Source organism: Nocardia sp. NPDC051463, assembly GCF_040681975.1.
GTDB lineage: Bacteria > Actinomycetota > Actinomycetes > Mycobacteriales > Mycobacteriaceae > Nocardia.
The window spans coordinates 115,023-128,299 of record NZ_JBFBAB010000020.1 but is presented as its reverse complement, the minus strand read 5'-3'; the positions used below and the strand labels follow the sequence as shown (position 1 = coordinate 128,299).

Here is a 13,277-nt window from a genome sequence, read left to right as displayed (position 1 = left end):
GCACGAATGACCGCCGACCAGCACGCCGAGATCAACATCGAGGCCAACGAACTGCACGCCACCCTGGCACCGGTCCTCGACCGCGTGAGCTGCCCCGTGCGGTATGTCCTGGCCACCGGCGCCAACCTCGGCGGCGGCGAAGAGGAAATGGCAGCCGTGCGAGCCTCACTCGATCCGGTCCTCGCCCGCAACTCGAACATCCGGGTCAGCGCACGCGTCGCGAGCAACCACTCCCACATTCTGCGCAAAGACTTCCGGGCCGTCGCCGAGGCCGTACGCGAGACGGCAGCCGCCCACGAACACGAGGTCGGCTGAGCCGATGACAGGCAGGCTCTCGATCGGTCGGCGGCGGCGTTCGCCGGTGCCATGACCTAGGCCGACCCACCCTGAACAATCCGGATACCCCGGGCACCAACCCGGCCGCATTGCACCACCCATCCGTTCAATCGCATTTCACCACAACAGTTTCGAAGGAGCACACCACCATGTCCATCATCCTTGCCGACCACGACGAGCTCACCCTGCGCACCGCCGCCTACGGTGCCGTATCACTGCTGGCCGCCACCGGTAGCTCACCCCACAAGGCCGCCACCGACGGCACCATCGCCCTGACCTCCGCGACCGGCCTGGTCGGGCATGTGCTCGCCGAGAAGTCGAAGAGCGTGAATCTGACAGGCAAATCCGTCGCCGGACTCGCCGACGAGGTCCTGCCGGCCCTGACCGCGGCGGTGAACCTGCTCGCGAAGCAGGCTCCGACCGAGGCCGACAACTTCCGCAGCACGGTCCTCCTCGCGATCGAAGCCGCCCAGATCCACCAGGGTGCACCCAACCCCACCATGACCGAGATGTCCCGCAAGATCACCGCGGCCCTCGACGCCGCTTGATGGGATGTCGACCCCGACCACACCGACCTGACGGGTACGACCGATCGGGACGTCCCGGGTGTCAGTTGCGGGTCTGGGCAAGCATTTCAACGATCTCGGTGGTGGAACCAGTCTCGCCGAGGAGAGGAAAGATCCGTTCGACGCTGTTGCGGTGCGCATCCACATCCAGATCGGCCATGGCGTCCGTCACGAGCGTGACGTGGTAGCCGTGTTCGTAGGCGGCACGGGCGGTCGACTCCACACCGATGCTGGTAGTGAGCCCGGCCAGCACGATCTGTGTGACGCCGCGGCGACGCAGTTGTAAGTCGAGGTCGGTTCCGTGGAAAGCACCCCAGGTGCGCTTGGTCACTGTGATGTCGTCCGGGTGGCCGGCGAGGTCATCGACAATGACATCCCAGCCATCTGGCAAGGAACCGGGCCTGCTCGGGACCCCACAGCGACCTGGAGCGGCATCCGATCCGTCGGCACGGACTGTGACCCGCACCAGGACGACCGGGGCGTGGTGTTCATGGAAGGCGCGGGCCAACTCGACCGCCCGGGCCACCACCTCGGGGCCGGTGATAGGGACCGTGGGAGCGTGGATGACGGCGTTCTGCAAGTCGATGATGACAAGAGCGCTGGACGAGTCGAGTGCGGTGACAGTCATGAATTGTGCCTTCCTGCGTGGGCGGCTCAGCTCCGGTGTCCGACGTGGGCCCGGGGCCAGCCCTTTGGTGTTGTCGCGTGGTTTGCCTCTGAAAGCTGTTGGCGGCCGCGCTACTCGACTTCACGCGAACCGACCGCTGCCGGTGGTTGGGCATGGACAGTTGCCACCGTGGCGTCGGGTGTGCACCAGAAATCCTGGCGGCGGGGTAGCAGTAGCGGGCTGGCGAGGATCAGCAGTCCTGCGACCGTGATAGCTGTGCGTGGGCTGGTGGCATACGCGAGCAGTCCGCCGAGCGCGCTGAGGACGGCGATGGCGGCGCTGCTGCTGATCGACCAGGCCGACAGGGTGCGGGCGATGCGGTCTTCGGGTGTGTGCTCGAGTCGGTAGGTGACGAGTACCGGGTTGTACAGGCTCATGCTGATGATGATCGCGAGCTCGACAACGATCACCGTCGCGAGGCCGGCGACACCGGGCTGGACGAAGGCCAGGCCGATCAGCCACACCGCGCGCAGCGTGCCGACCGTACGCAGGATCCGGTGTTGGCCGAATCGTGCCACCACACGGCCGGCAAGGCGTGCGCCGATGAGTCCGCCGAGGCAAGGGGCAGCGAAGGCGAGGCCGTACTGCCAGGGTGGGAATCCGAGCTGGCGGAGCAGAAGCACGGCCAACAGCGGCTCGGTGGCCATGATCAGTCCGCTGACGAGCAGCTGGTTGAGGTAGAGCGCCCGGAGGTCGGGATGAGCCAGGAGGTGCCGCCAACCGTCGAACAACTCGTCGGCCCGGACCCGGCGCGTGCCGGTTCGCTGCGGGTGTTCTTCTCGGCCGCGGATCGCCGTGACCCCCAGCGCGGAGAGCAGGTAGCTGAGCGCATCGACCACCACGGTGGTGACCGGTCCGAACAGGCCGATCGCCGCCCCGCCCAGTGGTGGCCCGACCGCGATGGAACTCCACGTCGTCGACTCGAACCGCGCGTTGGCCACGAGCAGATCATCCGGTCGGACGAGGGCCTTCAGGTATGTGCCGCTGGCCGCGTTGAAGGCGATCTTGGCCGCGGCGACCACGGCCGAGACGACCAGCAACTGGACGAAACTCAGTCGGCCGAAGGCATAGGCGACCGGGATCGTCATCATGACCGCGAACCGGACGAGATCCATCGTGATCATCACCGGCCGCTTACGGCGAAACTCCACCCACGGCCCGAGCGGCAACGCAATCAGCGCCCCCACTGCAGGCCCCACCGCTGACAGCGCGGACACCTGAACGGGGCCGGCGTGCAACACCAGCACAGCGATCAGCGGTAACGCACCGAATCCCAGCCCGGAGCCATAGGCGCTGACTGCGTAGGACGTCCACAGCCATCCGAACTGCTGTCCAAGGGATCGTCTGGCCACCAAGATCCGTACCTCCCGCCTCGAACAACTCGCTGTTGATCGCTGTTGATCAAAGCAAGGCCGAGGAGGCGGGATCAAACAACTGAGCCGGCGGCGAGCCACAACCGTACGTTGTGTGAGTAGGGTTTCCGGCGTGGATCTCGACGCTGTGCGCACCTTTGTCGCCGCTGCGGACGCCGGCCAGTTCCAGGAAGCTGCCGCGGTGTTGTCGATTACTCAGCAGGCAGCCTCCAAGCGCATCGCGACTCTGGAGAAATACCTGGATGTGCGTCTGTTCACCCGCACGGCCCGTGGCGCCCAACTCACGATCGACGGCCAGGCATTTCTGCCCCATGCCCGTGAACTGCTTCGGGTCGCAGAGCGCGCCGACGCTTCCGTGCGCCCTGGCCGGCGCGCACTGCGCGTCGATGTCGTCGCCCGGCGCGTCGTCACGGCAGCGCTCCTCCAGGACTTCCACCACACGCATCCCGAGATCGAGCTGGACATCGTCACCCTCGATGCCGACGTCGACGCAGCGATCGCCGCTGTCGAAGCGGGAACGATCGATGCCACCTTCCACGCCGTCCCCCCGCGGCGGCATCAACCCAAGGCGGTCAAGACTGCCCGAGCGATCGACGAGCCACACCAGCTGCTCGTCGGCCCCCGCCACCCGCTCGCCGACGCCCGCGACGTCACGCCTGCGCAACTGGCCGGGCACCGAATCTGGATGCCCGGCCTTCCTGTCCGTGGCGAGGTGGCCGCCTACTACGCCGAATTCGCCACCACCTTTGGGTTCACCATCGACGTGCTCGGCCCTGTCTTCGCGAAAGAGGCCTTACTGGACGAGATCGCCGACTCATCGGACCTGGCGACCTTGGTCGGCGAAGGTTCGCGGTATCTGTGGCCCGACCGTTACGACCTGCGGCGCATACCGGTGCGCAACCCGACACCGATCTACCCGATGTCACTGATCTGGCGCGACGACAATCCGCATCCCGCGCTCGTCGAACTTCGCGCCTACCTCGACTCCAGACGAGTAGACACACCCGGGGTCGAGGTCTGGGTACCTCAATGGGAACAGCGATCGACCTAGAGCGCACGGGTTGGACGATGACGAGATCGACAACCCGCCGAACCGCGAGGATCCGGTGCGCGCAGCTCTGCGAGGCGGATCAGCACCCACATCGTCTCTGATGTTTTCCTCAGTTATGATTCTTCGTAACTTTCCAGTGGAAGAAGGAGCGATGACCGCCGAACCCGCAGTGCGCAACCGCATCGATCGACGTCGCGAGCGCACCCGCAACGCTCTACTCGCGGCGGCACGAAAGTTCCTGTCCGAGGGCCGTTGCGCGGTGAGCATCCAGGAGATCACCGATGCGGCCGATGTCGGTTTCGGCTCCTTCTACAACCACTTCGAATCCAAGGACCAACTGTTCGACGAGGCGGTGCGCTCGGCACTGCAGGTGTTCAGCGGGATGCGCGATGGCGTCACGGTGACCGACGATCCCGCCGAGGTCTTCGCGGTGAATTTCCGCATGACCGGCCGACTGCAGCGGCAGGCACCCGAAATGGTGCGGGTGCTGCTGAATTCGGGCATATCGGTGTTGCTGCGCGAGGAGGGCCCGGCGCCGCACGCGCGCCGCGACATCATCGCCGCGCAGGAGGCGGGGCGGTTCGAACCGATGGATCCCGATATGGCGGTCATGGCTGCGGGTGGCGCTCTCCTCGGCCTGCTCCAGCTACTCGATGCGCGACCGGACGCCGATGCCGCCGCATTGACCGACGAGATGACTTTCCATGTACTGCGCATGTTCGGCATGAGCACGCAGTCGGCACAGGAGCTGACCACCAGCACCCCGCCACCGCAGCCGCAGCTGTAACCGCCGCAGGTGGCGATCCGGGCATCACGACCAAGCCCTGCATCCAGTGACAATGATGGAATTGTCACACTTGATAGCTTGACCCTTTTGCGCCGAAACAAGATCGACGACCGGTTGCCCGAGTAACGCTCGACGCCCCCACCACGACGTTCCTGGTGACGCATGGCCCGTCGGGGGGCTTGTCCGTCCACTTGTCGGTAATTGGAATGGGGATCAGGACATGGCTTTCCGCGAGTTTTTCGCGCGACATCGCATCGCTTCGACGGTCGCCGGACCGGCGGCATTGGGGGTAGCGGCAGTCGTCGCCGCCTCATGGGCACTGACATCGACGCCACAAACCCGGGATACGCAGCTCACGACATCGGTCACCGAATGCCACGACATGGTGACCATCTCGGTGGCAGGCCGCGGCGATACCCCGGTCGCGGGGACCACGAAACTGCTCGTCGGCGCCAACGGTGAGGAGTTGCCGGCAGCACTGTCCGGTGACCATTCCAGCGAGTGGGTCGATCCGGTCGTCAACGCACCGGCCGGCGCGGTGGACCCGGGCTCGTACGCCGCTGTGTACATCGCTTATCCCGCGAACATGGCCAGCTATGAAGATGCCGTCAACACCGGTGTCGCGAATACCGAACAGGTGATGCAGCAGATCACGCGAGCCTGCCCCGATACCAAGTTCTCGATCGTCGGATACAGCGAGGGCGCCGATGTCGTCCGCCGCGTCGCGATGCAGATCGGACACCAAGACGCCGACAAGGACGGTGCCTACGGGATCGTCGATCCGGCCGATGTCGTCGGCGTCGTCATCCTCGCCGACGCCGGTCGCTCGGCGGGTGACGGACCGTTCCCCGGCGCGAAGGACCCGTTCGGCAATCCCGACGGCTTCGACCAGCAGTATCAGAACGGCACGAAACCGGCACCTGGCGGCGGTGCGCTGCCGGGCACCAGCGGTGACTTCGGCGCGCTGAACGGCAGAATCGCCTCGTTCTGCTCCGAGGGCGATCTCACCTGCGCGGCACCGGAGAACATTTCCCTGCTGCAGCTGGTGGTCAATGTGGGCAGGCAATTGAACGTCGACGCACTCGAACGAGAAGGGCTGACACCCGCCACAGGACAGGACGTCGCTGTCGTCCTCGGCAAGATCGCGCTTGCGGCGTTCGCCGACATTCAGTCGCAACCGAACTGGATGCAGAGCGACGAGACCTTTCTCGAGGTACTGCTGAAGGTGTCGGATCCGGCGTACAAGCCGGGTGCGCCGAAGGCTCCGGCGACGGCGGAAAAGATCTCGACCAACGAGATGTCGCCGCTGGCCTATCTGCCACAGAAGGTGCTCAACGAGATCATCGGTCTCATCGTGACCAACCAGAACACGATCCCTGTGGTCATGAGCGACCCATACCAGCTCACATTGGGGCCGAATCACACCGGTCACCACTTCGACTACTGGCGTGACGCCAGCGCGGCCGACGGCAAGCCACTGACATCCGCCGAATATGCGGCGGCCTGGCTCACGCACCTGGCGAAGCAGGCACAGGCGGGTCAGCCGGTCGACACGACCGCCAAGCCGCAGGCGGCGGACCTCGACGCGGTGTACAAGGCGGTGGCGGTCACCTCGGCAGCGCCGACGACCGAACCGACCAAGACCCCGTCTACGTCCACACCCACGTCGACGCCGACCTCCGCGTCAGCGCCGACCACGACTGCTGCCCCCGCGAAGACCGATGTCAGCAGCACAACGACGACTACAGCGCCGACGACCTCCGCGCCGACGACTACAGCGTCGCCGTCCGAGACCACGAGCACGACAACCCCACCGGCTCCGACTCCGGTCGCGGCGCCCGCCGGGACCACTTCGGTCGCAGCGCCCGCCGAGACCACGAAGCCGACCAGAATACCCGCCGAGACCACCCCGCCGACCACAACAACAGAACCCGCGACCACCACCAGTGTGCCCCCGGCCGCGGGCGCCGGCGGCTAGCCGAATTCTGGACCCTGTCCGACTCACCACGTGTCGGGCAGGGTCTTTTTCTGCTCGGGCGCCGCGCGCCGTGGCATGAGGGGAATAGGCCGCGAATCCGGATCGGGTCTGGTCGGCGACCTGCGCGACCGGTGCGTTCTACTGGACCGATTCGATGCCGTTCTCGGCGGCGGCTTTGCTTTCGTAGGCCTGGCCGGCGGCGACGGTTTCGCCGTTCGCGGCGTTGAGCCGCCAGCGGAACTTGTCGGCCTTGTCCTTGTACAGCTCGAACGTTGCGGCCTTTGCGGTTACCTGGTCGGTGCGGAATACCGCCACCGTTGACTACTGCGGGCGAAGTACGACTATGCCCGGGGTCGACCGCACATAGTCGGCGAAGGAAGAATCGACGACTTTATTGTCGGCCGCGCGAGAGGATGCGTTGCGGAAAATCGGGCCGTTGGGCGTCATGACGAAGATGCCGACATGGGTGACGTCCAGGCCCGGCAGATCAGCGAAGGCGCCGATGTAGTCGCCGGTGCGAAGTCGGCCGACGACATTCTCGTCCACAGCACCGCTGGGAATATAGGTGATCGCGCGATCCACCACCGGCAGTCCGGGGAGATAGGTAGTCCCGTCGGCTTTCGCGTTGAGGTGTTTGGTGACGGTCGAGGCAGCACCACTCAGGGTTGCGGTGACGTCGGTAGCAGCGATTCTCGGCGTGTGCGCCCAATCGCTGAAGAAGTGTTTGCGTTGTTGGTAATCGACTATGCCGTCGGTATAGCGGGTCTCGATCAGATTCGTCACGAACTGGCTCCGGTCGGTCGACCTGCTCATCGCTTCGACATAGTCGAGATAGGTGAAGCAATCCACGCGTCGGAAATCGATGACGAGCTGTTCGGGCCTGCTCGCCGAGCCGACGAGCATATCCGCGCCGTACGGCGTGCCGAGGAATTGGCGAGACAGCACCTCGATCTGCTCGCCCTTGCTGCGCCCGCCAGTCCCCAACACCAGCAATTCGTCGATCTTTCCGGCGGTGGCGGCATCGATCTCGGCAGCGCTCGGTGCGCCGAGGGCGGTGGGCAGCATCGGCACGACGCCGCAGGCCATGGCCACGATGACGAACAGCAAGCGAGTGATGGTGCGCAAGACGCCTCCCGAGGTGATCCGGTGCACAAACACCCACGGTAGACCGGCCACTCCGGCCGCGTGGCCGGTTGCCCGGCAAGCAGGTGCGCGGGCCGAGCTGGTTGACTCGGTCCGCGCACTGTGATCGTTTCGCGCTACAGGGTTTTCAGGTCGACCGCGGCGGCCATTGCCGCGTAGCCTGCGGCGTTGGGATGCTTGTGGTCGCCCGAGTCGAAGGTGGGGGCGAGGCGTTCGGGGTCGGCCGGGTCCGCCAGCGCGGCATTGAAGTCGACGACGGCGTCGTACTCGCCGCTGGTGCGAATCCATTCGTTGAGCAGGCGGATCTTCGCGGCGGATGTATCGGTGTAGTACTCGGCGCCCCGCATCGGCAGCAGAGTCGCGCCGATCGCTGAGATCCCGGCCTGGTGTGCCTTCGCGATCAGCTCGCGGTAGCCCTTGATCAGTTCGTCGACCGACACTGCCGGATTGGGCTTGTAGGTCGGCAAGTCGATCTCGGAGAACCCGACGTCGTTGAGGCCGGCCAGAATGACCACCGAGGACACGCCGGGCTGGGTGGTCACATCGCGCTCGAACCGCTTCAACGCGCTGTCGCCGTACCAGGGCGAGTCGTTGCGGACCAGGTTGCCGCCGATGCCGGAGTTGAGGACAGCGCGGGACGCACCGGCCGCGGCCAGTCGGTCGGCGAGTAGATCCGGGTAACGGTGGTTGGTGTCGTTGCCCGCACCGTAACCGTCGGTGATGGAGTCGCCGAAGGCGACGACCGTGCCTACCGGTTTCCTCCCGCCGGTGACCTGGAGATCGGACAGGTAGTACCAGGAGTGAGTGGTCTCGGTGAAAGCCGCGCCGCCGGTGTCACCGGCGTGGTCACCGCCCGCGCGGTAGCTGGTTGCGTAGCCCTGGGCATGGAAGGTCGCTGGTCCCGTGCGGGCCGGGAGATACAGCGTTACCGTCGCGGACTCGAAGGGCGCCAGGCGCAGTTCGACTGCGTCGCTGGTGGTTACGTCCCCGGGCGCGATCATCACCGATTCCGCCCCGCCGAATCGCAGCGGCCGAATCGTCTCCGGCGCCACCGCGGCGGCCTGTCCCGTCCGGGCGATCGTGGCGGCGTTGATCTGCAACGCGTCGGCACCGTAGCGATTGGACAGTGTGATCCGCGCTTCGGTGCCGCCGCTGGTCACTCTGACCACCTGCCGCACTGTCTGATCGGCGAAACCGTCGGTGGACCAGTTCGGTTCGAAACCTTCGCTGGGTAACTGCATCGGTACCGCCCACGCGGCACTCCAGTCAGGTGTTTCGACAGGGCCGTCCGAGTGCGCGATTCCGACGGCGCCCGCGACGGCGATTCCCACGGCCGTGGCCGCCAGCAGTTTCTTCCAGTTACGCACTACAGCGCTTGTGATCGTCATGTCGTACCCCACTATCGGGAATTCCGTTCCGTTAAGACAGAACAGACAGTAGCACGACTCGAGCCGTTAACGAAACTCTAGTTCCATTAGGTCGAGCTGGGGAGGACCCCACAAGATAGCGGCGTGGGCCGAAGCACACCGTCGGACGCACACGGGCGCCGCTGCGAACTGTGCGAACAGCTCGCAGCGACGCCCGTTTCGGCTTCGAATCTCGTCCCGCTACGGAGCGGAGAGCAACCCCTTCTCGAGCACCGGCCACGACGCCTTCAGGTCGTCCTGCCAGTAGCCCCAGGAGTGGGTGCCGCTGTCGCGGTAGACGAAAGTGCCCGGGATCTTCAGCTGATCGAGCCGAGTGTTCAGATTGTGGGTCGACCAGTTGACGCCCGCTTCGATCACCGCGCCGATCGCGACCACCTGCGGCGTTTCGGCCGGTGATTCCAGGCGGAACTTGCTACCGGGGATGTCGTAAACGCCGGGGATGCCATTGCCGGTGGAGATGAACAAGTTTGTGCCGCGCAGCTTTTCGGCATTCACAATGGGGTCGTTCGCGACCCACAACGGGCCCTCGACCGGCCCCCACATGTTCTCGGTGTCGGCCCGACCCCAAATTTCCACGGTGGCCTTGACCATCTGCTGACCGATCGGGTCACTGGTCTGGCTGATACCGCTGTAAACAGCGGCGCTGCGGAACAGGCCGGGCCTGGCGATCGCGAAATTGAGCACCGCGGTGCCCGCCATCGACAGGCCCGCGAGGGCATTGACCTTGTTGGTGCCGAGCGCGGCGTCGATGAGCGGCGGAAGCTCCTCGGTGACATAGGTCTGCCACTTGTTGACACCCAACTCCGGGTCCGGTCGGAGCCAATCCGTGTAGAAGCTGAACTGCCCGCCGACGATCTGCACGACGTTGATGTTCTTGTCCGACAAGAAGGTCAGCGCATCGGTGTTGCGCTTCCACGTCGCCAGGTCCTGGCCGCCGCCCGCGCCGTTGAGCAGGTACAGCGTAGGTCGCGGCACAGAGGTGTCACTCGGCCGCAGCACATCGACAGGAAAGGTGGCGTCCATCGCCGCGGAATGAACCCGCAGGCGGACGTTGCGCTCGTCCTGCCACTCGACCCGCTCCACATACGAGCCATCCGACGATTGCGCCGAAGGCCGCACCACACCAGGACTCCGAGCCGGTTCCGCCATCGCGGGAACCGCACCGACGCCGAGCGCGATCGCGGCCGATATCGCCGCCAGTGCCACTCGCCCCCGTATCAAACGTTCCAAGACCCTACCCTTCGACTCTGCGGGCACGGCAACGCCACGGGCCCGGAAAGTTGATCGAGATCCGGCCTGTCCGCGTTACCGCGCAGGCGTCGAATCCGGTTGTCCAGCAGGCATATCAGTCGACGCGCCGCATGCTGACGGTCACCGCCACCTCGAACCCAGGTCGAGCCCGCGCAACGACCTCAGTCACCGACTATCGCGTCGCGATGGGCGTCGAACCGGGCAACCACATCGAGACCCGCCTCGAGCACCGACCCGCGGAGCACCCTCAGGCGACCGCCCGTCGGTCGGATGGGCAGCACCTCGACCTAGCCGGGCACGTCCAAGTGCCCGACGAGTTCGCTCATTTCTTGCTTCGTCGTTGCCGCCCTGGCTGCGAGGTCGATCAGCCGCGTGCCTTCGGGATCGATCACCTGCACGGCCGGCGCGGGCGCGGCGCGCAACCTCGGACCCGCGAGCCTGCTCCGCACCTCGATCGAGGTGTTCGAGCGATCAATGCCCCGATGGGTGGGATCGGCTGCGAAAATCCGCGCTGAACGGGTGTCGGATGATGGGACCTTCCCGATAGGCTCCCCGCTGGAACGAAAGTGAGCGGGAGCATGTCCGAGAAAGAAACGGTCGCACGATGACCAGGCGTGGATGGGTGCTTTTCCTGGCGATGGGCGTCATCTGGGGCGTGCCCTACGCCATGATTCGCGTCGCGGTGCGGGATCTCGATCCGACCGTGGTCGCCTTCGGGCGGACGCTGATCGGGGCAACGATCCTGTTGCCGATCGCGTTGTACAGCAAGACTCTTGCACCGGTGTTCCGGCGATGGCGACCACTGCTGTTGTACACGCTCGTCGAGATCACCGGGCCGTGGTTGTTGATCGGATACGCGGAGACCACCTTGAACAGCTCCACCGTCGGTCTGCTGATCGCCGCTGTGCCGCTGATCGCGGTGGTGATCGTGACGAAACTGGGCCACGATCGCTTCGACGCCCGGCGCACCTTCGGACTCGTCGTCGGCTTCGGGGGCGTCGCCGCCCTCGTCGGTCTGGACGTCGACCTCTCACAGCCTGCCGCCATCGGCGCGATCGCGCTGACCACACTCGGCTATGCGATCGGCCCGATCATCATCAATCGGGCGCTCGCGGATCTGCCGCCGCTCGGCGTGGTCACCGCATCGCTGATCCTGGCCGCCGTGATCTACGCGCCGTTCGCCGGGCTGCGCTGGCCCGCCCGCATCACCACCGACGCCGCGTGGTCGGTACTCGGGCTTGCCGTGATCTGCACGGCCGCAGCGTTCCTGGTGTTCTTCGCGTTGATCAGCGAGGTCGGTCCGGCCCGGGCGACTGTCATCACCTACATCAACCCGGCGGTGGCCATCCTGCTCGGCGTGACCCTGCTCGAGGAACCCTTGACCATCGGAATGGCGATCGGCTTCCCCCTCGTCATTCTCGGATCCATGCTCGGCACCGCACGCACGCGCACCGCAACGTCGGACCAGGACTTGGTGCACGCGGTGCCCGCCACGCCTTTACCTGACAGGTAATCGCCAAAGCCGCAGGCCCCGACAAGGATGGCGGTCGGCACCGTTGCCCGACGCGGTGCGGATCGGAGGACACCTGTCATGACCACTCGCGCCGTAGTAGAGGACTTGCTGGGACGCATAGGATCCGGCGATCCCGAACGAATCGCGCAGCTGTATGCCGACGGCGCGGACTGGAAGCTGGATTGGCCGCAGGACGAGCACGGGCGCAGCGCCACCCCGTGGATTCGGCACAAATCGACGCGTACCGAGGCCGCCGCGCATTTCCGTGAGATCGCCGCGCATCACGTGCCGGAGCAGGCGGACACCCGGATCGAACAGATCCTGATCGACGGCGCACACGCGGTGGTACTGGGCGAGATTCGGCAAACCGCCATAACGACCGGGCGTGCGTACCGCTCGCGGTTCGCGCTGCACCTCACCGTCGAGCACGGCCTCATCACCCGCCATCATGTTTACGAAGACAGCCTCGCGGTTGCAAGGGCTTTCGACACCCCCTAGGTACTCTGCACAGGGTGTTGGATTCGACAGCCGATACGGCCGCCACCCGAGCCGCCTACGACGACATCGCGGAGGTCTACGCGGACTTCGTCAAGGATCAACTCGCCGCGAGCACGTTCGATCGCGCCATGCTCGCGGCGTTCGCGGAACGGGTGCAGGGCATGGGTTCCGGCGTGGTCGCCGATATCGGATGCGGGCCCGGCCGGGTGACAGCGCATCTGACCGATCTCGGGTTGGATGTCTTCGGGATCGATCTGTCGCCGGAGATGATCCGGCTGGCCCGGCAGAATTATCCGCAGCTGCGGTTCGACGAGGGATCGATGGAGCGGCTCGCACTGGGCACGGGCACCCTCGCGGGCATCGTGGCCTGGTATTCGATCATCCATCTACCGCCGCAGCAGGTCCCCGAGGTGTTGACCGAGTTCCATCGGGTACTCGCGGTCGAAGGGCACGCGCTGCTGGCATTTCAGGCGTCCGACGACCCCGATGTGGTGGAACCGTTCGACCACAAGGTGATTCGCGCCTACCGCTGGTCACCGCGACGACTTGCCGGACTGCTGCATGCGGCCGGATTCGTGACCGTCGCGCAGCTGGTTCGGGAACCGGAACCCGGTGAGCGTTTCCAGCAGGCTTATCTGCTGGTAGTCAAGGATCGATGATTCGGCGAACGCGAACCACTCGGGACGG

General features: G+C 65.7%; 14 protein-coding genes and 1 pseudogene. 8 read left to right on the top strand and 7 right to left on the bottom strand.

The window, feature by feature from the left end; all coding sequences use genetic code 11:
* Together AB0M74_RS24290 and AB0M74_RS24285 are read left to right on the top strand one after the other, a co-directional pair.
* Positions 1-315: pseudogene (locus AB0M74_RS24290) on the top strand (alpha/beta hydrolase); the annotation flags it as partial.
* A gap of 170 nt (positions 316-485) precedes the next feature.
* Positions 486-884: a hypothetical protein gene (locus AB0M74_RS24285; RefSeq protein ID WP_366528566.1), complete on the top strand. Its 399-nt coding sequence runs from the start codon at positions 486-488 to the stop codon at positions 882-884.
* A 61-nt stretch (positions 885-945) separates the two neighbouring features.
* On the opposite strand, the gene AB0M74_RS24280 is transcribed toward AB0M74_RS24285, so the two are convergent.
* Both AB0M74_RS24280 and AB0M74_RS24275 read right to left on the bottom strand, forming a co-directional pair.
* Positions 946-1,530, bottom strand: coding sequence for an isochorismatase family protein (locus AB0M74_RS24280; protein WP_366528565.1), 585 nt, complete (start codon positions 1,528-1,530; stop codon positions 946-948).
* 110 nt (positions 1,531-1,640) lie between these two features.
* A complete protein-coding gene (locus AB0M74_RS24275; RefSeq protein WP_366528564.1) occupies positions 1,641-2,921 on the bottom strand; it encodes an MFS transporter in 1,281 nt (426 codons plus the stop codon).
* 133 nt (positions 2,922-3,054) lie between these two features.
* On the opposite strand from AB0M74_RS24275, the gene AB0M74_RS24270 reads away from it, so the two are divergent.
* The 3 genes from AB0M74_RS24270 (at position 3,055) to AB0M74_RS24260 (ending at position 6,758) form a co-directional block, all read left to right on the top strand.
* The gene (locus AB0M74_RS24270) at positions 3,055-3,993 is read left to right on the top strand and encodes a LysR family transcriptional regulator (RefSeq protein ID WP_366528563.1); all 939 of its coding nucleotides are present in this window, start codon (positions 3,055-3,057) and stop codon (positions 3,991-3,993) included.
* Positions 3,994-4,144: 151 nt separating this feature from the next.
* Positions 4,145-4,780: a TetR/AcrR family transcriptional regulator gene (locus tag AB0M74_RS24265; protein ID WP_366528562.1), complete on the top strand. Its 636-nt coding sequence runs from the start codon at positions 4,145-4,147 to the stop codon at positions 4,778-4,780.
* 220 nt (positions 4,781-5,000) lie between these two features.
* A complete protein-coding gene (locus AB0M74_RS24260) occupies positions 5,001-6,758 on the top strand; it encodes a cutinase family protein (protein ID WP_366528561.1) in 1,758 nt (585 codons plus the stop codon).
* A 138-nt stretch (positions 6,759-6,896) separates the two neighbouring features.
* On the opposite strand, the gene AB0M74_RS24255 is transcribed toward AB0M74_RS24260, so the two are convergent.
* The 5 genes from AB0M74_RS24255 to AB0M74_RS24235 all read right to left on the bottom strand — a co-directional run bounded on the left by AB0M74_RS24255 (position 6,897) and on the right by AB0M74_RS24235 (position 11,028).
* Positions 6,897-7,073 (bottom strand): DUF1508 domain-containing protein, encoded by a 177-nt coding sequence (locus AB0M74_RS24255; RefSeq protein WP_366528560.1) that lies wholly within the window; start codon positions 7,071-7,073, stop codon positions 6,897-6,899.
* A gap of 6 nt (positions 7,074-7,079) precedes the next feature.
* Complete coding sequence (locus AB0M74_RS24250) at positions 7,080-7,883, bottom strand: DUF1460 domain-containing protein (protein WP_366528559.1); 804 nt, start codon at positions 7,881-7,883, stop codon at positions 7,080-7,082.
* Positions 7,884-8,017: 134 nt separating this feature from the next.
* Positions 8,018-9,289 carry an SGNH/GDSL hydrolase family protein gene (locus AB0M74_RS24245; RefSeq protein WP_366528558.1) on the bottom strand — a complete coding sequence of 424 codons (1,272 nt, stop codon included), beginning with the start codon at positions 9,287-9,289 and terminating at the stop codon, positions 8,018-8,020.
* A gap of 219 nt (positions 9,290-9,508) precedes the next feature.
* Entirely contained in the window at positions 9,509-10,477 is a 969-nt protein-coding gene (locus AB0M74_RS24240; RefSeq protein WP_366528581.1) for an alpha/beta hydrolase family protein, read from the bottom strand.
* A 389-nt stretch (positions 10,478-10,866) separates the two neighbouring features.
* Positions 10,867-11,028 (bottom strand): hypothetical protein, encoded by a 162-nt coding sequence (locus AB0M74_RS24235; RefSeq protein ID WP_366528557.1) that lies wholly within the window; start codon positions 11,026-11,028, stop codon positions 10,867-10,869.
* A gap of 155 nt (positions 11,029-11,183) precedes the next feature.
* Between AB0M74_RS24235 and AB0M74_RS24230 the strand changes: the two genes are divergently transcribed.
* From AB0M74_RS24230 to AB0M74_RS24220, 3 genes are all read left to right on the top strand, one after another.
* Entirely contained in the window at positions 11,184-12,092 is a 909-nt protein-coding gene (locus tag AB0M74_RS24230) for a DMT family transporter (protein ID WP_366528556.1), read from the top strand.
* A gap of 78 nt (positions 12,093-12,170) precedes the next feature.
* On the top strand, positions 12,171-12,590 hold the full coding sequence (locus tag AB0M74_RS24225; RefSeq protein WP_366528555.1) for a nuclear transport factor 2 family protein: 420 nt from the start codon (positions 12,171-12,173) through the stop codon (positions 12,588-12,590).
* A 14-nt stretch (positions 12,591-12,604) separates the two neighbouring features.
* A complete protein-coding gene (locus AB0M74_RS24220) occupies positions 12,605-13,249 on the top strand; it encodes a methyltransferase domain-containing protein (protein ID WP_366528554.1) in 645 nt (214 codons plus the stop codon).
* Positions 13,250-13,277 lie beyond the last annotated feature (28 nt).

Excerpts from the sequence above, each read along its gene's own strand:
- AB0M74_RS24285 (WP_366528566.1), top strand. The coding sequence starts at position 486 with ATGTCCATCATCCTTGCCGACCACGACGAGCTCACCCTGCGCACCGCC.
- AB0M74_RS24280 (WP_366528565.1), bottom strand. The coding sequence starts at position 1,530 with ATGACTGTCACCGCACTCGACTCGTCCAGCGCTCTTGTCATCATCGAC.
- AB0M74_RS24265 (WP_366528562.1), top strand. The coding sequence starts at position 4,145 with ATGACCGCCGAACCCGCAGTGCGCAACCGCATCGATCGACGTCGCGAG.
- AB0M74_RS24260 (WP_366528561.1), top strand. The coding sequence starts at position 5,001 with ATGGCTTTCCGCGAGTTTTTCGCGCGACATCGCATCGCTTCGACGGTC.
- AB0M74_RS24245 (WP_366528558.1), bottom strand. The coding sequence starts at position 9,289 with ATGACGATCACAAGCGCTGTAGTGCGTAACTGGAAGAAACTGCTGGCG.
- AB0M74_RS24240 (WP_366528581.1), bottom strand. The coding sequence starts at position 10,477 with ATGGCGGAACCGGCTCGGAGTCCTGGTGTGGTGCGGCCTTCGGCGCAA.
- AB0M74_RS24230 (WP_366528556.1), top strand. The coding sequence starts at position 11,184 with ATGACCAGGCGTGGATGGGTGCTTTTCCTGGCGATGGGCGTCATCTGG.
- AB0M74_RS24225 (WP_366528555.1), top strand. The coding sequence starts at position 12,171 with ATGACCACTCGCGCCGTAGTAGAGGACTTGCTGGGACGCATAGGATCC.